This is a genomic window from Paraburkholderia podalyriae (genome assembly GCF_014397785.1).
Classification (GTDB): domain Bacteria; phylum Pseudomonadota; class Gammaproteobacteria; order Burkholderiales; family Burkholderiaceae; genus Paraburkholderia; species Paraburkholderia podalyriae.
On sequence record NZ_VZQQ01000019.1, the window covers coordinates 59,618 to 80,543 of the forward strand.

Annotated in this window: 15 protein-coding genes and 2 tRNA genes; 13 read left to right on the top strand and 4 right to left on the bottom strand. The window is 57.7% G+C overall.

Annotated features, from left to right (window positions below; genetic code table 11):
- Window positions 1–266 precede the first annotated feature (266 nt).
- From mobH to F6X42_RS22480, 4 genes are read left to right on the top strand one after another with little or no spacing between them, the layout of a single operon-like run.
- Entirely contained in the window at window positions 267–2,414 is a 2,148-nt protein-coding gene (mobH, locus tag F6X42_RS22465) for a MobH family relaxase (RefSeq protein ID WP_187636304.1), read from the top strand.
- 22 nt (window positions 2,415–2,436) lie between these two features.
- The gene (traD, locus tag F6X42_RS22470) at window positions 2,437–4,584 is read left to right on the top strand and encodes a type IV conjugative transfer system coupling protein TraD (protein ID WP_187636305.1); all 2,148 of its coding nucleotides are present in this window, start codon (window positions 2,437–2,439) and stop codon (window positions 4,582–4,584) included.
- 14 nt (window positions 4,585–4,598) lie between these two features.
- Entirely contained in the window at window positions 4,599–5,297 is a 699-nt protein-coding gene (locus F6X42_RS22475) for an IncC plasmid conjugative DNA transfer DtrJ family protein (protein ID WP_187636306.1), read from the top strand.
- A complete protein-coding gene (locus F6X42_RS22480) occupies window positions 5,261–5,620 on the top strand; it encodes an SET domain-containing protein-lysine N-methyltransferase (RefSeq protein WP_312892888.1) in 360 nt (119 codons plus the stop codon). Before F6X42_RS22475 ends, F6X42_RS22480 begins: the two co-directional genes overlap by 37 nt.
- Window positions 5,621–5,628: 8 nt before the next feature.
- On the opposite strand, the gene F6X42_RS22485 is transcribed toward F6X42_RS22480, so the two are convergent.
- Entirely contained in the window at window positions 5,629–5,841 is a 213-nt protein-coding gene (locus tag F6X42_RS22485; protein WP_187636307.1) for a helix-turn-helix transcriptional regulator, read from the bottom strand.
- 1,023 nt (window positions 5,842–6,864) lie between these two features.
- Between F6X42_RS22485 and F6X42_RS22490 the strand changes: the two genes are divergently transcribed.
- The 7 genes from F6X42_RS22490 to F6X42_RS22520 all read left to right on the top strand — a co-directional run bounded on the left by F6X42_RS22490 (window position 6,865) and on the right by F6X42_RS22520 (window position 14,842).
- Complete coding sequence (locus F6X42_RS22490) at window positions 6,865–8,196, top strand: TRM11 family methyltransferase (RefSeq protein ID WP_246530181.1); 1,332 nt, start codon at window positions 6,865–6,867, stop codon at window positions 8,194–8,196.
- Between the two features lie 9 nt (window positions 8,197–8,205).
- Window positions 8,206–9,171: a phosphoribosyltransferase-like protein gene (locus F6X42_RS22495; RefSeq protein ID WP_187636309.1), complete on the top strand. Its 966-nt coding sequence runs from the start codon at window positions 8,206–8,208 to the stop codon at window positions 9,169–9,171.
- On the top strand, window positions 9,168–11,195 hold the full coding sequence (locus tag F6X42_RS22500) for an ORC-CDC6 family AAA ATPase (RefSeq protein ID WP_187636310.1): 2,028 nt from the start codon (window positions 9,168–9,170) through the stop codon (window positions 11,193–11,195). The genes F6X42_RS22495 and F6X42_RS22500 overlap by 4 nt, the downstream gene beginning before the upstream one ends.
- A complete protein-coding gene (locus tag F6X42_RS22505) occupies window positions 11,188–12,174 on the top strand; it encodes a hypothetical protein (RefSeq protein ID WP_187636311.1) in 987 nt (328 codons plus the stop codon). Before F6X42_RS22500 ends, F6X42_RS22505 begins: the two co-directional genes overlap by 8 nt.
- A 46-nt stretch (window positions 12,175–12,220) precedes the next feature.
- Window positions 12,221–13,096, top strand: coding sequence for a hypothetical protein (locus tag F6X42_RS22510; RefSeq protein ID WP_187636312.1), 876 nt, complete (start codon window positions 12,221–12,223; stop codon window positions 13,094–13,096).
- A gap of 94 nt (window positions 13,097–13,190) precedes the next feature.
- Window positions 13,191–13,790: a hypothetical protein gene (locus F6X42_RS22515; protein ID WP_187636313.1), complete on the top strand. Its 600-nt coding sequence runs from the start codon at window positions 13,191–13,193 to the stop codon at window positions 13,788–13,790.
- Window positions 13,787–14,842, top strand: coding sequence for a thiamine-phosphate kinase (locus F6X42_RS22520; protein ID WP_187636314.1), 1,056 nt, complete (start codon window positions 13,787–13,789; stop codon window positions 14,840–14,842). Before F6X42_RS22515 ends, F6X42_RS22520 begins: the two co-directional genes overlap by 4 nt.
- 418 nt (window positions 14,843–15,260) lie before the next feature.
- On the opposite strand, the gene F6X42_RS22525 is transcribed toward F6X42_RS22520, so the two are convergent.
- The 3 genes from F6X42_RS22525 to F6X42_RS22535 all read right to left on the bottom strand — a co-directional run bounded on the left by F6X42_RS22525 (window position 15,261) and on the right by F6X42_RS22535 (window position 17,106).
- Window positions 15,261–16,544, bottom strand: coding sequence for a tyrosine-type recombinase/integrase (locus tag F6X42_RS22525; RefSeq protein WP_187636315.1), 1,284 nt, complete (start codon window positions 16,542–16,544; stop codon window positions 15,261–15,263).
- Between the two features lie 164 nt (window positions 16,545–16,708).
- Window positions 16,709–16,795, bottom strand: a tRNA-Leu gene (locus F6X42_RS22530).
- A 224-nt stretch (window positions 16,796–17,019) separates the two neighbouring features.
- Window positions 17,020–17,106 (bottom strand) — tRNA-Leu (locus F6X42_RS22535).
- A gap of 405 nt (window positions 17,107–17,511) precedes the next feature.
- Between F6X42_RS22535 and rnr the strand changes: the two genes are divergently transcribed.
- Window positions 17,512–20,007: a ribonuclease R gene (gene rnr / locus F6X42_RS22540; RefSeq protein ID WP_187636316.1), complete on the top strand. Its 2,496-nt coding sequence runs from the start codon at window positions 17,512–17,514 to the stop codon at window positions 20,005–20,007.
- A gap of 132 nt (window positions 20,008–20,139) precedes the next feature.
- Window positions 20,140–20,892 carry a 23S rRNA (guanosine(2251)-2'-O)-methyltransferase RlmB gene (gene rlmB, locus F6X42_RS22545; protein WP_187636317.1) on the top strand — a complete coding sequence of 251 codons (753 nt, stop codon included), beginning with the start codon at window positions 20,140–20,142 and terminating at the stop codon, window positions 20,890–20,892.
- The last annotated feature ends 34 nt before the right edge of the window (window positions 20,893–20,926 follow it).

Below are 20,926 nucleotides of genomic sequence, written 5' to 3' on the forward strand. Positions count from 1 at the left end.
CGCAAACGGCGAAGGGCAAAAAAGGGGAGCTGCAGCAACGGACAAAACGCCACGGCCTTTGCCGCAGAAGGCCGGGAAAGGACAGGCGGCGGCGCGTAATCGGGGCCATCTGTCCAGCAGCATGACTGCGCGGCGCGGCACGTTCTCGTGCAGCCATTTGCGGCAGGCGCTGCGGGCCAGTGCGTACGGTTGAACCATGCGACGCGTTGAGTCGCGCGCCTCATGACGAGCTCAGTCCCGTTCTCCCGTTCTGCTGGAAACCCGACATGGCTTTTGCCAATGCCCTTAACTGGTTGAAGTTGCCACGATCGTCGATGGTGCCGGCTACGCCGCCGGCTGCACCGCCCGCGCCGCCTGCCAGGCGAGGCGTGCCGCCTTCGCCGCAGTATCTGCCGGTACTGGGATTCCGTGAGCTGATTCAGCGAACGGGTGTGGAGGGGACAGTCCGGCGTATCGCCAGCAGTCTCGGGCTGTCGCCTGAGAGTGAGCAGCGTGACCTCGAACCATTGCTGCAGCGGCTCACGGAATTTGTGCAGCTCCTGCCCGCGTCCGAGTCGCATCATCACGCGCAACCGGGCGGCCTGCTAATCCATCTACTCGAGGTGGCGCGCTATGCGCTGCATTTCCGTGAGGGGTACCGGTTGCCGCTCGGGGCGAGTCCCGAAGACCAGATGCAGCATCAGGCGCGGTGCAGTTATGAGGTGCTGGTCGGGGCGTTGCTGCACGACATCGGCAAGCCGCTCGCGGACCTGAAAGTCGAACTGGCCATCGGGCATGACGTCCGTCCCTGGGTGCCGATGGCCGGCAGCATGAACGAGCAGGGTGGCGCGTGGTACTGCGTGGATTTCCCAGCGCCCGGTGAGCGCGATTACGGTGCCCATTCGCGTCTTGCCATCGTGCTGCTGCAGCGCCTCGTGCCACCAGCGTCGTTGAGCTGGCTGGCCCAGTATCCGCCCGTGCTGCAGGAACTGGCTGCATACCTGTCCGGAGAGGCCAGCTCGAAAGACAGCGCGCTCGCGAAGATCGTGGGTGACGCGGATCGCCGCTCGGTCGCGGAAAACCTGCTGGCCGGTCCCCGTACGCGGTTTGCCTCGGCGCGCGCGGTGCCGCTGATCGAGCGGCTGATGGAGGGGCTGCGACGGCTTGTGGCCGAGGGCGGTATGCCGCTCAATCGCGCCGGCGCGACCGGCTATTGCGACGGCGAATCGCTCTGGTGCGTGGCGAAAACGCTGGCCGAGGCCGTCCGGGCTTACCTCGCTTCGCATGAGCAGCAACAGAGCGGCGCGGCAGGGATTCCGGCGGACAATAACCGGCTCTTCGACACCTGGCAGGAATACGGTGCGCTTGTGCCTACGCCGGAAGGCGGTGCCATCTGGACGATCGCAGTCGCGATAGGCGCATGGAAGCAAACCTTCACGGTTCTGCGTTTTCCGCTTGATCGGCTCTACGCCGAATCTGCTCACTATCCGCGCGCGCTGCCTGCGGGCTCGGTTCAGACCATCGAAGTGGGCGCCGAGCGGACCCCGGCGGCTGAATGTGTCGACCGCGCTGATGATGGTGTATTGGACGCGCGCGCAGAGCGTCACCGGGAAGGGCCGTCCCCGGTCGGGGACCCGGTGACGACGGCGGTAGATCAAACCGTCGACGCGCCAGACGCCGCGGCGTCAACAGCGCGCGAAGAACCGGATCGGCGGGATCGGCATAAAGCGGACGATGACTCGCCTGCGTCGCAGGGGCGGGCCGCTTCTGATACCGGAGCTTCGTCCATGAACGACGGCGAGCCGGCGTATCTGCCGGACGCAGAGAGCGCTGCCGTGCTCAGTGCCGAAGCGGTCGCGGCGCACGGCAAGGGCAACGACGATGCACCCATACCGAACCAGGTCAGTGCCCCGGTTCGCCCGCGCGAGAAGGGGCGGGTTCCGTCGCGATCCATTCCCGCTCGGGCGGGTGCCCGGCAGCTGCGGCCGAATGCGGAACGATTCATGGCCTGGGTGCAGGAGGGAGTTGCTACGGGCGGGTTGCCGTACAACGAATCGATGGCCCGTGTGCATTTTGTGCCGGAAGGCATGCTGCTTGTGACGCCGGCGATCTTCCGGGATTTCGCGCAGGCTCATCCCGGCGCGATCGAGCAGACGCCCACCGAAGATGGACGGACCCCGGAGCCGTGGAAGCAACTCCAGCGCGATTTCCAGAAATCCGGCTATCCAGTGACAGCCGATGCCGGCGGCGCAGGCCGGTCCTATCTGCTCCACTACACCATCAAGGGCGCCGGCGGCCGGCAGCTATCTGTGATGCTCGTTCCCGAGCCGGAGCGGTTCTTCAATCCCGTGCCGCCGCCGAACGCGATGATCCAGTCGAAGCAGAAGGCGGTCGCAACGGAAGAGGCGGATTTGCCTCAGTCGTCTGAGGTGTGATCGGGGCATCGGGACAACGGCGATGGCGTATCCGGTCGAGAACTTCTTTCGCAGGCCCGTTGAACTGCTGTCCTCCGTGGCTGCGCTCGCAGTGACCGGCATCCTCTGGTCCCACGCGGCGCTCTTCCTTATCACGCCCGCCACGGGTGGCGTCACGACCCTTGCACTCCTGTCACTGGCCTGCGTTCGCGGGCGACAGGCATGGCGGCTGATCCGTTTCCAGCGCAATCTCCGACGCCTACCACAATATGTGATCCCTGCGGGCGCTATCCCGTGCTCCAGCAAGGAGGTCTTTCTCGGGCGGGGCTTTCGCTGGAGCGTCATGCACACGCAGCGCCTGTATCAGGCCCGTTTTCCCGAAAACCGCCTCCTCCTTGCACGCAATGACCTGTACGACCGGGCGCGGGATCATGAGCGTCGGTATCCCGATAGCCGGTTCGCGCGCGTAACCCGTCGCGAGGTATGGTGGAATCCGGTCGCGCCGTTGCCGCCGGTCGGTGGCGATCCCGCGCTGCATGGCGTCGAACCTGACGAACGCGACATCTGGTTCGACATCGGCGAGCGTGTGGGGCACATGGCGGTGCTCGGCACCACGCGCGTGGGCAAGACCCGGCTGTGCGAGGTCCTGGTTGCCCAGGACATCCGCCGCGGCGATATCGTGATCGTGTTCGATCCGAAAGGCGACGTCGACCTGCTGCTTCGCATGTACGCCGAGGCGAAACGTTGCGGGCGGGAGAGCGAGTTCACGTTTTTCCATCTGGGCTACCCGGACAAATCCGCGCGCTATAGTCCGATTGGCACGTATTCGCGGATTACTGAGGTGGCGACGCGCATCGCCGGCAACCTGCCGAAGGAGGGGCAGTCGGCCGCGTTTCGCGACTTCGTCTGGCGCTTCGTGAACGTGATGGCGCGCGCGATGAGTGCGCTCGGCATCCGTCCGACCTACGAGATGATCTACCGGAACGCAGTGAACATCGACGCTCTCGCGTTACGGTACTTCCGCTTCTGGCTCGACCGGGATCACCCTGCATGGAAGGAGGGACTGGAGCCGCTCGACAAGGAAGAGGCGAAGCAGGCGATGCGGCTGCAGCGCAATCAGGAAGTGCTGCAGGTCGCGAACCTGGTCCGGCAGCAGGGCTGGAGCGATCCGATTGCCAACGGCCTGCTGTCGGTCATCAGCAACGAGCGGTCGTACTTCGACAAGTTGGTCTCGTCGCTCTATCCGCTCCTGGAAAAGCTCACCACAGGCAGGACCTCGGAACTGCTGTCGCCCGACTACGACGACCCTCACGATCCGCGCCCGGTGTTCGACTGGAACCGGGTCATGGACCGTGGCGGCGTCGTGTACGTCGGACTGGATGCGCTATCCGACTTTGAGGTCGCGGGCGTGGTCGGCAACGCGATGTTCGCCGATCTAACATCGACCGCGGGGCGCATCTACAAGTACGGGCATGGCTACGGGCAGAGCACGGCGGGCGGCCGTCGGCGTGTGTCGATCCACGCCGACGAGTTCAACGAACTGGTGGGCGACGAATTCCTGCCGATGGTCAACAAGGCGGGGGGCGCGGGTTACCAGGTTACCGCCTACACGCAGACGAGCGCCGACCTTGAGGCAAAGATTGGCTCACGCGCGAAGGCCGAGCAGATCTTCGGGAATTTCAACACGCTCGTGATGCTGCGCGTGAAGTACGTGACGACCGCGCAGATCCTGACCGACCAGCTTCCGATGATCGATGTGAAATCGCTCACGCTCGCCTCATCGGCGACGGACGCAGTACGGCGCGGCGAGGGTGTCCACTTCACGGCGCAGACACACGATCAGATCTCAGTACGACAGGTGCCGATGCTGCAGGCATCCGACCTGACGCAGTTGCCCAAGGGCCAGGCGTTTGCGCTCATTGAGGGCGGCCAGCTTGTGAAGGTGCGCCTGCCATTGCTTGAGGCGCATGACCCCATCATGCTCCCTGGACTGGACGACGTGGTGGCGGACATGCGGTCCCGCTATATGTCGTACGTCAACGCCGTGTCGCCATTCGACGATGCGGGCGGCGTGTCGCCCGATGCCATTGGTGGCGCGGTGGGCAGCTTCATGCCGGTAGATGCGGATGTAAGGCCGCGAACCTCGACCTCCGGTCCTTGGGCCGTGGAAGGCAAGGGCGCCGGGTTCTGACGATAGAGGCGAGCATGGTCGCGAAAACTCGGGACGACAATGCCGACGGTGTGAAGTCGTTTTTCTGGGTCGTCGATCTGTCGATCCATCTTGTGCTCTGGCTGCTGCTGGCGAGCATCCTCGCGGTGCTGGCGGATCTTGCCGCTGCGCACACGTTGTGGCGCGACGATCCGGTGGGCGGGGTGCAGGAACTGCTGCGCTATTACCTGAACGAGACGACCGATCCCGGGCTGGCTGGGCGGGCGGCGGACGCCGCGTACTGGGGCTGGTTCGGCTGGACCGGCGTCGATGCGTCGGCGCGGGCATGGGAGGCGGGCGTCTTGGCGTCAAATGGCCTCGGCTCTTACCTTCGACCGGCGTTTTCCGGAGCGACGCGCGAGGCGCTCATAGTAGCGATGTACGGTGTCAAGCTCTTCGGCGTTCGCATCGCGATGCTCGTGATGACGATTCCGCAGTTCGCACTGGCGATTGCGATTGCTGTGCTTGACGGGTTGGTGGCGCGATACGTGAGGCGTGCGCAGGGCGGGCACGAGTCGGCGACCCGCTACCACCACGCGAAGCACTTCCTGACATTCGGCGTAATACCGTTGACTGCGGTCATCTGGCTCGTCGCGCCGGTACGGCTGCCGATTTATCTCGTCTTCTGGCCGGTGTCAGTCATGATGATGATCGCGGTATGGAACATGGCGAAGTACTTCAAGAAGTACACGTAGGTTGCGACTTGCCGCTCTATACTCCTGCGATGAAAAAAGCGAATACACAGGGCATTGCGCGACGTGTAGTCGTTCGACGTTCATCCGTGCATGGGCATGGCGTTTTCGCGTTACGCGCACTCGACGCCAATTGCAAGGCGGTCGAGATCGAAAACCACGTGTTCATTCACGCGTCGACTGCGATCGCACCCGGTGAGGAACTCTTTCTGGATTATCAGGTGGTCGTTGATGAGCCAGCAGACGAAGAAGCCAGACCGGGCTATATTTGCCGGTGCGGCGCGTGGGGATGCCGTGGCACGATGCCGGGTGTGGCCGCGTCGTGATGTGCCCGTCAGCGGCCCGAGCGCAGCGCCGGCGACGATCGCTCTCGCGCCGCGGTGCGATTCGCGACCCACGCTTCCAGTTCCGATTCGCGCCAGCCGGTTGCACGTTCGCCGATGCGGATGGGCCGCGGGAATTCTCCGCGGCTGATCATCGCGTAGATGGTGGCACGACACAGGCCAATCTTTTTCACAACGTCCTTCATGCGCATGATCTGATCCATGGCGCATACCCTCCGTTTCCTGACTGGTTCTGATTATCCCCGCATCGTTCCAGCCTTCAATGGACCAACGTCAAGAGAGAAATGAGATGCCATGAGCAAGCGTGAGGGCAACTGGCAAAACCCCGGACAAGAGTGACTGCTCTTGTTACTCACGGTTACAATATTCGTCGTCGCACCACGTGCGAAAGTATGGGTGTTGACGAGGCGACCGTGGAGCAATCCGCTCACATTGAAGGGGCTCGGCGATCACTTCAAAGCGCAGACGCTTGTCTCAGAATGTCCGGCGGCTCCAGCACACGGGGCATTGGCCTTGGCGAGGTTCCACGCCGTCGGACCTATGGCGCCAATACCGATGGCGGCCGAAAGACCTGCGCGCACTAGGTCGCGTCGTTTGCCCGTCCGGGAGAGGGGGCGACGGGATGCTAGTTGTGGCGACGTGGATTCACTGGGGGCCGGACCGGATTCTTATCTAGACTCGGGCGTCCGGAGAGTCTTTTTGCGACTCGAGAACGCGAAGCTGAATACGCTGACTTACCGCTCTACGACAGCCAAATCTTTTTTCGTTTGATCTTCATTGGTGGAGGCAAAGTCGCAAACGACGAAGGAGCGCTTCACATGAAATCACGCGACCTCGTATGCAAGACGAGATGTTGCTGTATCTCTGTATCGAGCATCAAACGGCGTTAGGCGCAACAAACTCGGGACAGTCTTGTGTCGAGAAGTGTAACGAGGTTATAGGAGGTTTTTGTGCGGAGCTGGCTTTCACCATAGGGTGAACACAAAACAAGACTCCTATCACACGTTTGAGGCTTCGTCTAGACTCACTCCCCGTGAGATAATGAGCTGTGCAGGAAGCTGCGAGCCGCGTGTCTTTGCCTCTAAGGTAGGGTGAGGCGGTACTTCGATGCCACACCGAATACAACGAAAAGATGTGAACCAATGCACGCGAGTCAACGCATACTTAGGGCGCCACCAGCAAGTCAAAAGAAGAACGTGCCATCTGCGCCTGTTCTGGACACGTCTATGCTTCTCGAGCGTCTCTTGCACGATTTCGGTAAGACGGGGGACCCGGTCGAGGTCGATTTCAGGGCGCTGGTCAATTGGCTGAGAATGGGGGATCAACAGACCCACCACATGCACCCTTACCCCGGGAAATTGCTGCCTCATATCGCGCACTTTTTCTGCGGTGCGCGTACGCTTGGTGGTGGAGTTGCCACTGTCTTGGACCCTTTCTGCGGTTCTGGGACCGTGGCACTGGAAGGGTCACTCGCTGGATGGCGGCCGTTGGTAGCCGATGCGAATCCGCTCGCTCTACTGATCACGAAGGTCAAGACGAAAGCCTTTCGAGTATCAGCCTTGCGAACCGCGATGAGGGACTTGATGGCTCGCGCGAGGCGTTACCGCACTGGCCCGGTAGTTTCGATCGTCAATGAGGTCCTCTGGTACGACCCAAGAATCAAGCGTGATCTGGAACGTCTTCTTCGAGCAGTTGATGAGGTAGCCAATGATGATGCACGCGACTTTTTCAAGGTTTGCTTTTCCGTAACGGCAAGAAAACTGAGTTTCGCCGATCCCACCGTTGCAGTTCCTGTGCGCCTCAAGGCAAAGCCACGGCTGCGTCCTGAGGCGCGGGCACAGATCGAGAGTCAGCTACAACGCCTCTCGGCAGCGAACGTGTTTGATGAGTTCGAGCGGATTTGCGAGGCTAACGTGGCCCGGGTCGAAGAGGCCAACTGCACAAATCCGACTCGATCCATGGCCGTTCCGGTGGGGACTGACGCCCGTCAGCTTCGCGAACCCGGAAGGGTGGGGAGTAGACCGATGAGCGAAGGTAGCGTCCCACTTATCATTTCGTCGCCTCCATATGGGAGCGCTCAAAAATATGTCAGGGCAACGAGCCTCTCACTAAATTGGCTGGGTCTAGCGGGGCCAGGAGATCTGCGTGCACTGGAAGGCGCTTCGATAGGCCGCGAGCATCTCCGTTTGTCGGAGGGAGTGGACAGCGCTGATGGACTTCCCCAAGCCTATCTCGATCTCGTGACCGAGATAGGTGAGATCAACTCCGATCGGGCAAGGATCACGATGACCTACCTTGTGGAGATGCGTCAAGCATTGACTGAAATGGCTCGCGTCATCGCGGAAAAAGGAAAGATCGTGCTGGTTGTGGGTAATAACCAGGTGTGCGGACTCCCCCTGCGTAATGACAATTTTTTTACGCAGATACTGGAGGGTCTTGGTATGCGGCTTGAGCTCAGTCTGGTAGATCACATCAAATCACGCGGCCTAATGGTGAAAAGAAATAAGACTGCTTCGGTGATTTCGAGGGAAAGTGTCCTTATGTTCGGAAAGCGTTGAGGCCTCGCAATGACGCATGAAGAACTGGAATATCACCTTCGCGAGATGATTGAGCAAGTGTGGGATAGCGAGATTCGGTGGCCGTATATTCGCGCGTGGCTAGAAAATTTTACTGGCGCATGCCTTGATGTAGATGCAGAACGGCGATTGGCTTTGTTTGTGCTCGGTCGCTTCATGTATTTCAGTCGACGAATGGTCCGGGAGATGCTTCGGTCAGCATATCGCGATCATTTCGAGGCGCCGATGCTTCAGCGCATCAGGAGAAATTCGCAGCATAGCTGGAACTTTGAGGCGATAAGGAAGCTGTATGCACGCGAACTCTCTGCCACTCGATTTGTTGGGGTTGGAAATCCAGCGGAAAGCGGGGCACATTTGCTATATTATTTTCGGCAAGTCAATTATTTGCCGAAAGGTCTATTCGCAGACCTGGCGGGAGCTTTTTTTCCTGCGTCTGATGCTAATGGAAATATCTCGTATAAAGCGAGAGAGTCGTCGGTAACTCGTTATGTGTTCTTCGACGATTTAGTGGGATCTGGAACGCAAGTTACCAAGGAACTCAAGCCACACATTGATCTGATTAGGGCATCAAACCCTACTGTAGAGCTACGGTTCTTGTCACTGTTCGCCACGACGAAAGGATTGGTCACGCTCAGCGATGCAAATTTTTTTGGCGAGGCTGTTTCTTGTCTGTTCGAATTGGATGAGTCATTTAAGGCATTTGAGGAAGCCTCTCGTTATTTTGGCTCGGGACAAGATTGGTTCTCTATCGATGATCTAAAGCGAATGGCAAAGGTGTACGGTAAGAAAATTTATCCGAACTGGCCATTGGGCTATAAGGATGGGCAATTGCTACTAGGGTTTTCGCACAATACTCCAAATAACACTGCTCCGATATTTTGGAATGAGGGGGGACGTGCTCCGTGGAACCCTGTTTTTCTGAGATATGATAAGCGCTACGGGCGAGGCTTGGTATGAACAAGGTTAATCCGTTCGCCCTCATAAAGGCATCAGATATCTCCTATGAGCAAATCAATTCGCTGTGGGTAAGCGTTGGTGATTCGGCTATCGATGAAATAATTGAGCCACGATCGCGCGTTTCCAAGTTCGTACTTGGCGGGAAGGGCACAGGTAAAACACACATCCTTCGCTACTTTTCTTATCAAGCCTTGTGTCTACGTCATCAAGGGCAGAGCGGAATTTCAGTTCTGCGTCGGAATCGGTTTCTTGCGGTTTTTGTGAGAGCGAACGGCTTGGACGCATCCCGGTTCGAGTCTCCAACAGACACAAAGGCGAAATGGCAGGCAGCGTTCGCATTCTACTTTGAGATTCGTTTGGTCGAGGCGGCACTTGAGGTTCTCGCCCTCGTTCGTGCTAATTCGCCGAATGAAGATTTCGATGATGTAAGATTTTTGGATCAGTTGAAGCCTCATATCACTGATCCGGTTGCAATCAATTGCGAAACTTTCGATCAATTTCGAAAATGGATTTCGACGGAAAGAAGAAAGGTAGATCAGGCAGTCAATAATGCTGCCTTCTCCGGCAAGCTTGAAATATCAGTTCCATTCTCGCTTGGCGAGATTTCTCTTAATATTGGTGCATATCTCGGAAATTGGCATCATGAACTCGGAAACTTGCCATTCATCTATCTCGTCGACGAAATAGAGAATTTCTCAGCGGCTCAACAAAAGGTTGTAAACGCGCTAATACGATACGGCGAAGGGCGCGCTACTTTCCGCGTTGGCGGTAGGCTCTATGCCGTCAAGACATATGGAACATTGTCCAATGGCGAGGAAAATAGAGAGGGCGCTGAATTCAAAACTGTATTCCTCGATAATATCTTGCGTGACTACAAGCATTATCCGAAGTTTGCTAGGGAGTTCATTCATAAGCGACTCTCCGCTGCAGGATTGGGGCAAGATGTTCTCGAAGGTAAAGAAGACTTTGACCCAAAAGAATTTTTTCTTGATGTTGAGTCTCGTGGGTATTATTCGAACTTTATTTTTGACCTTTTCGGTTCCCTAGACGATTTGCCGTATGAACGATCGTTCCATGAAGTATTGAGATCTGTCGCGCGCCCGTCTCGGTTGACGGAGCGCGAGATCACTGCGATTATGAGTGCGCTGCTCTCGGATTTTCCGATTTTAATCCGTAAGCTTAATATACTGCGCTTTGTTAAGCGCGCTCGAAGCGGTGAAAATCTGGTCGCCGTCGCGACTTCGATCGCCGCGGATGCGCAGACGTTTTTACACGGAGTGGATGCGCATTCCCATTCGTATCGAAATGCGTATGGGCATTATTCCGGAGATCTTCTAGCGCAGCTCTGTAGAGAGGCCAAGCGGCCTGGTGGTGTTCCGTATGCCGGGTTTGAAACGTTTGTGAAGATGTCGTCCGGGAATCCGCGGAATCTGCTCGTATTGTTAGGAAAGATCTATCAAATTCTTGCCTTCAAAGAGGAAGGCTTTTTTGATGGAAGGCCCGCGACTATTGACGTGCAAACGACAGCCGCTTCAGAGGCTGCGAAATTTATGTTTGAGCAGGACACAAACTTCGGAACTGCGTCGGACCTGGCGCGGGATGCGGTGTCGCGACTCGCAACTTTACTTAGAGCGGCCCGCTATGCACTTAACATTCCGGAAGTGTCTCCGTTAGCGGTAAGTTTCGAAGAGGACGTGATGTCGGAGCAGGCGCGCGCGACGTTGAGGCACGCGCTTCATTTCTCCTTCCTGTTTGAAATCGACGACGGTCGGCCTGATCGCAATAGTGAGGCAGTTAATCGAAAGGTGCAACTCAATCCGATGTTGTCGCCTCGATGGGGATTGCCGCTAGGTCGCCGCGGCGATCTAAAGTTGGGTGCCGAGCTTCTTAACGCAATTTTTGAGCGTGAACGAGCAGAAGAATTTAAATTTCTAGTGAAAAAACTCGAATCAAAGTGGAATAATCCGTTCTCCCGGCAAAAAGATTCAGGGCCTCGTCAGGAGGAGCTTTTCCCTCATGATTGATTATGCCTGCTTTTATCGGCGTGCAATTCGTCGCGAGAATATAGAACGGGAATTGACGAAATACGATGTATTTGTGTCAGCCTTTAACGCAAGTGATCGCGTGAGAACCGTTTTCGACCGGGTACGGGCTGATAAGAAATTTTGGCTTGTTCATCCGGAATATTTGTACACGGAGGTCGAACGACCTAGAAATGCGCCAGCCATTTGTCCCGAAGGAACGGATGAAAGTATTCAGGTAAAGGAGCTGCTTGAGGAGGTTGGAGATTTAACTGGGAAAACCGTCTGTATCGATATAACCGGGTTTATGCGGCATGTATTGGCGTTCCTGGTTGCCATGCTTTCCCACATTGGAGTGAGAGAGTTTACGGCCCTTTATTCTGAGCCGGACGCATATACCAAGCAAGAGCATACGCGATTTGCGACGACTACTAGCGGGGATGTGAGGTCAATTCGCGGTATGGGAGCGGTCGGGGTGGCGGGGCTTGCCAGCGGTGCAACAGATCGAGACTATCTTATTCTTGGAGTGGGGTACGATTATAAGCTAATTAATGAAGTGACGACCTATAAGGATAGCTCAACCGTATTTCCGCTCTTTTCGTTTCCTTCGCTGAGCGCGGATATGTACCAGCAAAGCGCCATAAGCGCCGCGAAAAGCGGTGGAATCATTCTGTCTGACGACTGGACGGCGAAGCGGCGGTTTGCTCCCGCTAACGATCCCTTCTCTACCGCGAGCGTTGTTCAGGAAATGGTGGCCGAAATCGAACGTGCTTGTCCTGAGGCTGAAATTGCGTTGTCTCCACTCGCAACAAAGGTGCAAGTGCTTGGGTTTGCACTTTATTGGTGCCTTGAAGGGAAAAGTAAAGGCACGGTAAGCTTATTGTTGCCGGAGTGTTTGACCTACTCCAGGGAGACTAGCTCGGGGCTACGAAGGCTGTGGAGTTACACAGTCGAGCTTTTTGGGCCTCTGGCGCAAGGGTAGTTTCAAATAATGTGCTAGTTCGCGCAAGGAGCATGTCGAGGTGACCATGTGGAATAAAATCAAGAAAATATCAAAAGTTAAAATAAAGAGCAAACACAATCAGATCCCGGAATTTTTGTTGTTTAACAGCAAAACGCTTAAGGCTGTTATCGCTGGGCGCATACGCGATGTGGAGTCGCGGAGTGGTGGATGGCAGGGTCCGCTTAGTATTTTCGTAACATTATTGGCGACTTACCTTGTTTCAGACTTTAAAGATAAATTCGGGGTTAGTGCTGCCCAATGGGCTGCCTTAGCGATTTTCTCCATGATTTTAACCGGGCTCTGGACTCTTCGAGGATTATGGCGATTGACCTTCAGGCCATCGGTTAATGGTTTTCTGTATGAGCTTTATGAAGAATCGCTTACTAAGCAAAGCCGGAGAATCGTTTTTATATTTAAGGCGAAGGACGGGGATGGGGTAGCGAAAGTATTGGCATATCGTGACCCGGTGTGGAATTGCTATTTACTTCCGAATGTTCGACGTAGTGAAGTTCCGGACGATGACTCCAAGTTAGCTGATATTCTGCACGGGAGATTTGGGGGAGGTGGGAGCGGTTGCTTTGTTGTTACTAATATTGAAGATTGCGAACTAGTATCAAATAAGGTTTCTAGAAGATCTGGGCGCTATACTACGTATAGTTTCGACTTCTTTAGTGTTGTGGTCTGCGATAAATTGAAAGGTCGATTTTCGGCAAAGTCGTTCCAGGTGGGTGAAAGTATCTTGTATGAGTGGCTTTCTTTGGATGAGCTGTCTGCGGATCAGGCGACGGTGCAAGGTAACGGTGATATATTGAATTTTCTGTGCGAGAATTCGACTGAATTGCTTGGAAAAGCAACGCCATTGGCAGTGAATGTGCCACTTGTGGGGCAGGCGGATGAATAGGCTATTTGACTATCTCTATGAAAATAGAGACCGTGTGGTACAAAGTCAGGAACTCTGTGAGGTTCTCGAAACGTCCGTGAGTAAGGAGGACGTATTGAGTTATGCCACTAGAGCGCTCTCTAATTCGGAGGGGATCTCGAAATCGTTTCTGTATGGCGCGCAACATCAACTTGGATTTTTCAAATTCGTCGTATTCGAATCGGCTGGTGCATTTAATAGAAGGGTTCGTTTCAATTTTTGGTCGAACGGTGAGGCTGAGCATCTTGATGTTCACGACCATGCATACGGGTTTGCGTCGAAGATAATCGCAGGGACGCTTGAGCAGCACAAATTCACGGAAAAGGCGTCGGGTGATCGCTACCGAAGATTTGCGTTTCACTCAACCGATCATTCTTGTGATCCGATGGAGTCGGATGTAAAGAATGTGCACATTAGCCGGATAAGCACTTCGTTGTTCCATTCCGAGAACGTCTATTATTTGTCAGCGACGGAGCTGCATTCGGTTCGAGCGCTCGGCGGGCCGGTGGTCACGGTTCAATTGCAAGACGTAGTAGTCGAAAAGATTGTGAGCGTGTTCAGGCCGGAGCGGATATCTCGTGATCGCTCGTCGGACTTTGCTCGCCCACTGAATGAGCGTGAAATGGGCGCGCAACTGCAATCGATGGTTGCAGCGATCGCGGAGGAGGATCAATGAAATTGAAAGCTATGCATGAGAAGCCATTTATTGCCGAGCTGCTCTCTGGGCTGATCACTGATGCAAATTTTGTTAACGGCTTTGGTCAAGACGCGAGCGTGATGGATATCGGCTTTGGCGATACGGCGATTGCATTGAAGATCGATCGCGCAGCGAAGCCGATTGCCGCTATTAGGGGATGGACTGACTACTCAATGTGGGGCGCACTGGCGGTGACGGCCAACTGTAGTGATTTACTTGCGGTAGGGGCTCGCCCGAAGGGGTTCATGATCTCGATGAGTCTCCCGGGCGACTGGAATGCGGTTGATGCGAAAAAAATTGTCTACGGCGCGCAAGAGGAGTGCACGAAAAATGGTGTTGCGCTTCTCGGGGGGGATACAAAGGAGTCTAATGAACCACATATTGTCGGCTGCGCATTTGGTCTGGTGGACCGTTCAAAGATCCTCAGTCGTCGTCGTGGACAACCAGGTGATCTTCTGGTGCTAGCTGGGTCGCTCGGCGGGTTCGTTGGGGCCTATTTGAGCCTTGATGCAGGTGTTCGTGGCGGGGCGGCCGCGGAGTACGTAACCTATTTGGCCAAGCCATCAGCGAGGTGGGCTGACGCTGAATTCATTAATTCGAGCGGACTGGCAACTTCGGGGACTGACCTAAGTGATGGTTTGTATGAAGGCATTTTGAATGTGGTTTCTGACGGAGCAGGGGCGGTGTTAGATTTGGAGCGGCTTCCATATCATAAATTTGCTCACCAAGCTAATGCGATATTCGGTGTTCCGCTCATAAATCTATCCTTTAGCGTCGGTGATTGGTCAATTCTCTATGCCGTACCGGAAGAGCATCGACAAGCTATTGAGAGGGCTAAGAACCTAGGTTGCAACTTGACTGTTATCGGAAAAATCGACGGACAGTCTGGAGTTAGAGCGCAATCGAGTCATACCGGAAAGCGATACATAGTCCAAGGAATAGTGAACCAGCATTTTGATCACCGATTGGAGGACGAAGGCAGTTTCCTGGAGAAAATACGGACCAACGTCGGGCTATTAGAGATCGGATAAGATCTGCGCGCTACGGCCATCACGTCTAGGTTGGGTCGCGTCAGCGTAGTGTGAACTTGACTTCCGTCGTGGGGATGCAGCATGACGCCCGGTAAGACCGTTGGATGCGTATCACTGGATGTGACGACGACACAGGCAATCGTTACGACCAAGGCCAGTGTCAGCTCGTCGGCAATGCGGTCGCGCACCTGCGGACGAACTTTTCCTTGGGCGAGCTGTACGAGAGAAGTAGATCGTTTGGTAGACGGGCGGACGCACCAGCTCCTAATGTAGGCGCACAATGGAGCACACAGGGGTGTACGCCTTACTGTGTGATGCCTGCGCGGATGTCCGGATTGTCGACCATTGTTGGCTTCGCAGGCTCAGTTGAAATGGTTGAATCTTGACCGCATGCAAACGTATGCGCGGTTTTGTTTTGTCAGGCTGCGATTTCGTCATTGCCGAGCGTTGGCGGCGCAGAGGTCGGTCGCATGGACGTTGTGTTGACCCGTTGGGCAAATGATTGTTGGTGGATGGGGTGCATGCCTGTTTTGAGCGCATCAAGGTAGTCGGCGTACCACTGAATCATCGCGCGACGTTGAACTAGATATTTGGCGTGGTTGTAGTCGCCGGCAGTGCCTTCCTCGAGATGGGCTAGCTGCGTTTCAACGTGATCTTTTGTCCATCCGTGCTCGCGAAGAAGGGTGCTCGCGGTATGGCGAGTGCCGTGACCGACCATGCGACCCTTGTAGCCAATCTTCGAAAACACGAGGTTGATGGTGTTCTCGCTGATGACTTCGTGCTTCGTGCCGATACTGGGGAAAACGTACTGGTGACGGCCTGTCAGTTTTTTGAGCTCCCTGAGCGCCTTGACCAGTTGCGACGGGAGTGGCGTCACGTGGCTGCGCCGCATCTTCATCTTCTCTGCGGAAATTGTCCACAGCGCGCCATCGAGATCAACCTCGGTCCATTCAGCGTAGCGGACCATACCGGGACGGCTTGCCGTCCAGATCGTCATCCAGGCAGCGACGTAGGCGATGAGGCGACTCGTTGATTTCTCGAGCGCACGCAGGAAATCGGGCAGCTCCGGTTCGAGGAGGTGGGGATAAGGTTTTGCTTTTCGCGCGGGTTTCGCAATGACCTTGAGCTCGGATGCGGGATTGAACTCGCACTGGCCGCGTGCGATGGCCTGACTGAAGATTTCGCGTAGCCAGCCGCGGGCCTTCTTCGAGACATTAAGGGCGTCGCGCTTTTCGAAGCGTTCCTGAACGCGGGCGCAGTCTGCGCGCGTGATGTTCACTAGTTTGATCGAACCGAGCTCGGGCAGGATGTCCTTGTCGAGGTACGTCCGGATCTTGTCCAGCGTCGAGGCGGACCGACCCGCATCCTGTTTGCTCTTGTACCAGAGTTCAGCAGCTGCCCTGAACGTGCCGTCGTCGCTGGTATCCGCCCGCTGCCGGTCTATCCGTCGTTTCGCGCGCGGATCGGCGCCGTCGGCGACGAGCGTCCGGTATGCCGCTGCCTGCTGCCTGGCTTTCTGAAGCGTGACGTCGGGGTAGCGTCCCAACGAGATACGCGGTTGCTTGCCGTGCAGGCGGTAGCGGAAATGCCAGAACTTGTTGCCCTCCGGCGTGACCCAGAGGATCAGCCCGTCGCCATCGGCGACACCGTAGGGCTTTGGCCGGGGGCGGGCTGCTTCGACTTCGCGGACTGTGAGAGGCATGGTGAGTACATTGCGTGATCTCGAACTTTCAATGTACTCAAAAACGTACTCATATGCACGTGGCTCGCCGTGTTCCGACTTGGACGACAATAAACAAAAAACCCCGCAAATTCAATGATTTACGGGGTCTTCTGGACTTCTCTGTACTACGCTAAACAGTCTTGTGGTGCCCAGGAGAGGACTCGAACCTCCACGGTGTTGCCACCGCTAGGACCTGAACCTAGTGCGTCTACCAATTCCGCCACCTGGGCACGTCTTCAAACTAGACCGCTAGTTTAGCAAGATGATTAAGTTTGTCAATTCCTGCTTCAAACAAACCTGCTTGTCTCATCCGCCCGGTTGAACGCGCAGCGAAGTGATGCAATCGCTACCGAGCCACCGTCCTGCTCATCCGGCAATCGACAAAACAATGATCTCGACTACCAAGGCCCTACACAAAAAGAAAGCCGCCCGAAGGCGGCTCTACTTTCGAATCTGGTGCCCAAGAGAGGACTCGAACCTCCACAGTGTTGCCACCGCTAGGACCTGAACCTAGTGCGTCTACCAATTTCGCCACCTGGGCAGGTGATGAACAGCAAAGACCGTCATTATAGCGACAGGTTCAGACGTGTCAAGCGATTCGCCAAACACAGTCGAAGCTCGCGGCGAGCCGCCGCACTACGCGTCCGGACGACCGCCGCAGGCCCGCCAGGCGCCCGACACGGGTGTTAGAATGCCTCGCAGTACTTCATTGACGCGATGCACATCCGGTGTCACGAGCGAGTGTCGACATGCGATCACCCAGACGCGCGTCGGCTTGGCGTTGAATCAGCTGGACAGCGGCAGTTTCCGGTGCAAATCGCAGTAGAGCAGCAAGCAGCAGGTGCAATGACCGAGGCAGCGCAGCCGCCCTGCAAATACAGTCGAGCGCGACTGCGCGCATTACGCAAACGCCTTCCAGGCCGGACCACATCGCCGACCGACGTCCATGCAACGAGAAAAAATCATCGACAAGCCCTTGAGCAAATTTCCGTATCCGATTCCAAGCCGCGAAGAAATCCTCGGCGTGCTGCGCACGAGTGAAACGCCGCTTGCCGCGAACGACATCGCCGAAGCCCTGTCGATCAAGCGCCAGGAGCGCGAAGGATTTTTCAAGCGTCTCGGCGCGATGGAGCGCGACGGCCAGATCCGGCTCGATCAGCGCAATCTCTATCAATTGACGCATCCGTCGAACTTCGTCGCGGGTCGCGTGCAGGGGCATCGCGACGGCTACGGCTTCCTGATTCGCGACGACGGCCAGGACGACCTGTTCCTGCCCAATGGCGAGATGCAGAAAGTCATGCACAACGACCGCGTGCTCGCGCGCATCGTCGGCTATGACCGGCGGGGGCGGCCGGAAGGGCACATCGTCGAGGTCACTGACCGCGCGAACAAGCGTGTGATCGGTCGTCTGCTCAACGAAAACGGCGCGCTGATCGTCGCGCCCGAAGACAAGCGCATCGGCCACGACATCCTGATCACGCAGAACACCCGCAAGGCGAAGGTCGGCCAGGTCGTGGTGGTCGAGCTGACCGATTTCCCGAGCCGGCATTCGCAGCCGCTCGGCCGCGTGGTCGAAGTGCTCGGCGATATCGACGACCCCGGCATGGAAATCGAAATCGCGGTGCGCAAGTACGGCGTGCCGCACGAATTCAGCGAGGCGGCGCTCGGCGAAGCGGCCAAGCTGCCCGACGAAGTGCGCCCGGCCGACATCCGCCATCGCGTCGATCTGCGCGACGTGCCGCTCGTCACGATCGACGGCGAGGACGCGCGCGACTTCGACGACGCCGTCTATTGCGAGCCCGTGAAAGTCGGCCGCGGCGATGGTTTCCGCCTGATCGTCGCGATCGCGGACGTGTCGCATTACGTGCATCCGCAAGGCGGGATCGACACCGACGCGATCGAGCGCAGCACGTCGGTCTATTTCCCGCGCCGTGTGATCCCGATGCTGCCGGAAAAGCTGTCGAACGGACTGTGCTCGCTGAATCCGCAAGTCGACCGGTGCGTGCTCGTGTGTGACCTGATCGTCACCGCGCGCGGCGACGTGAAGGCGTATCAGTTCTATCCGGGCGTCATGCATTCGGCCGCGCGGCTCACCTACACCGAAGTCGCCGCGGTGCTGAAAAACACCAAGGGCCCGGAAGCGATCCGCCGCGCCGCGTTGCTGCCGCAACTGCAAAATCTGTATGGCGTCTACAAGGCGCTGTTCGCGGCGCGCCAGAAGCGCGGCGCGATCGACTTCGATACGACGGAAACGTATATCGTCTGCAACGCGCAGGGCAAGATCGAGCAGATCGTGCCACGCACGCGTAACGACGCGCACAAGCTGATCGAGGAATGCATGCTGGCCGCGAACGTGTGTGCGGCGGATTTCCTGAAGCGCAACAAGCATCCGGGCCTGTTCCGCGTACACGCGGGCCCGAGCGCGGAAAAGCTCGAGAACCTGCGCACGTTCCTGCGCGGCATGGGCCTGACGCTCGGCGGCGGCGACACACCGCACGCGAGCGACTACGCCGCACTGATGGCACAGATCCGCGACCGGCCCGACGCCTCGATGCTGCAGACGATGCTGCTGCGCTCGATGCAGCAGGCGGTCTACAGCCCCGACAACATCGGCCACTTTGGTCTCGCCTACGAGGCCTACGCGCACTTCACGAGCCCGATTCGCCGTTATCCTGACCTGCTCACGCATCGTGCGATCTACGCGATTCTGCAGGGCCGTAAATATCAGCCGCAGCCGTCGCATGGCGTCGAGCTCAATACCGCGCTGTCGCCGCGCGCCCGCGCGATGCAGCAAGCCGATGAGGAAAAGCGCGGCGCCCGCGCGCGCGGGAACAACGTGGCGATCTGGGAAGAGCTCGGGCTGCACTGCTCGGCGAACGAGCGCCGCGCGGACGAAGCATCGCGCGACGTCGAAGCGTGGCTCAAATGCTATTTCATGCGCGACAAGCTCGGCGAAGAGTATGGCGGCATGGTCAACGGCGTCACGTCGTTCGGCATTTTCGTGCAGCTCGATTCGCTGTTCATCGAAGGTCTGGTGCATGTGACCGAACTCGGCTCCGACTACTTCCAGTACGACGAGATCAAGAACGAACTGCGCGGCGAGCGCACCGGCATTCGCTATCGGCTGTCGGATCGCGTGCGGGTGCAGGTGAGCCGCGTCGATCTCGACGCGCGCAAGATCGACTTCCGACTCGTGCGCGATACGCCGATCAAGCCGCCCGCGGCACGCGGCATCGCGGCGGACAAGGGTGATGGCAGCGGCCCGCGCCTGCGCGCGTTGCCGTCGGCGGAAAGCGGCCCGTCTGTACAGGGTCCGCGGCGCAACAAGGCCGCGCCCGCGCAGAGCGCGGCGGTCAAGGAGGCGCGCGCGGCGCGTGGCGCGGCGAAGAAGCACGGTGTCGCGACCAAGGCGGCGCCGAAGCAGGCACGCAAGAAGCGCTGAGATTGTCACAGCGCCGGGACCGCGCGCAGCGGGCACTTGAATGGGTGCCGGTTGCGCGCGGTCTGCCTTTTGGTTTCATATTCATCACAGTGGCGCGCGCCGAACGCGCGCCCAATCAAAGGTTGTTCAGTCATGGCACGTCATAAGGTTTTATACGGTTTCCACGCAGTGACCGCGCGCATTCGGCACGATGCGTCGACTGTCGAGGATGTCTATTACGACGCGACGCGCAAGGACCGTCGTATGACCGAATTCCTGCATGCCGCGAAGGACGCGGGCGTGCGTCTGATCGCAGCCGACGAAACGCGTCTGTGGGGCCTCGCGCGCACCGAACGTCATCAGGGCGTGGTCGCGCGCGCGGGCGATCTGCCGCTCGCGCAGAACCTCGCCGAACTGCTCGACGGCATCAGCGGTTCGCCGCTGATTCTCGTGCTCGATGGTGTGACCGATCCGCACAACCTCGGCGCCTGCCTGCGCGTCGCCGATGCGGCCGGCGCGCACGCGGTGATCGCGCCGCGCGATCGTGCGGTGGGACTGAACGCGACCGCGGCGAAGGTCGCGAGCGGCGCGGCCGACACGGTGCCGTACATCACCGTCACGAATCTGGCGCGCGCGCTGCGCGAGCTCAAGGATGCTGGCGTGTGGGTGGTCGGCACGGCCGACGACGCGGGGAAGAGCGTCTACGAAACGGAGCTCGACGGGCCCGTGGCGCTCGTGATGGGCGCCGAAGGCGAGGGCATGCGGCGTCTGACGCGCGAAACTTGCGATGTGGTCATGAACATTCCGATGGCCGGGACGGTGGAGAGTTTGAATGTGTCCGTGGCGAGCGGGGTGTGTTTGTTCGAGGCTGTGCGGCAAAGGTCGGTGAAGAATCCTGAATCCTGATTGAGATGGGCCCCGAACAGCCCGTGGAACTCAG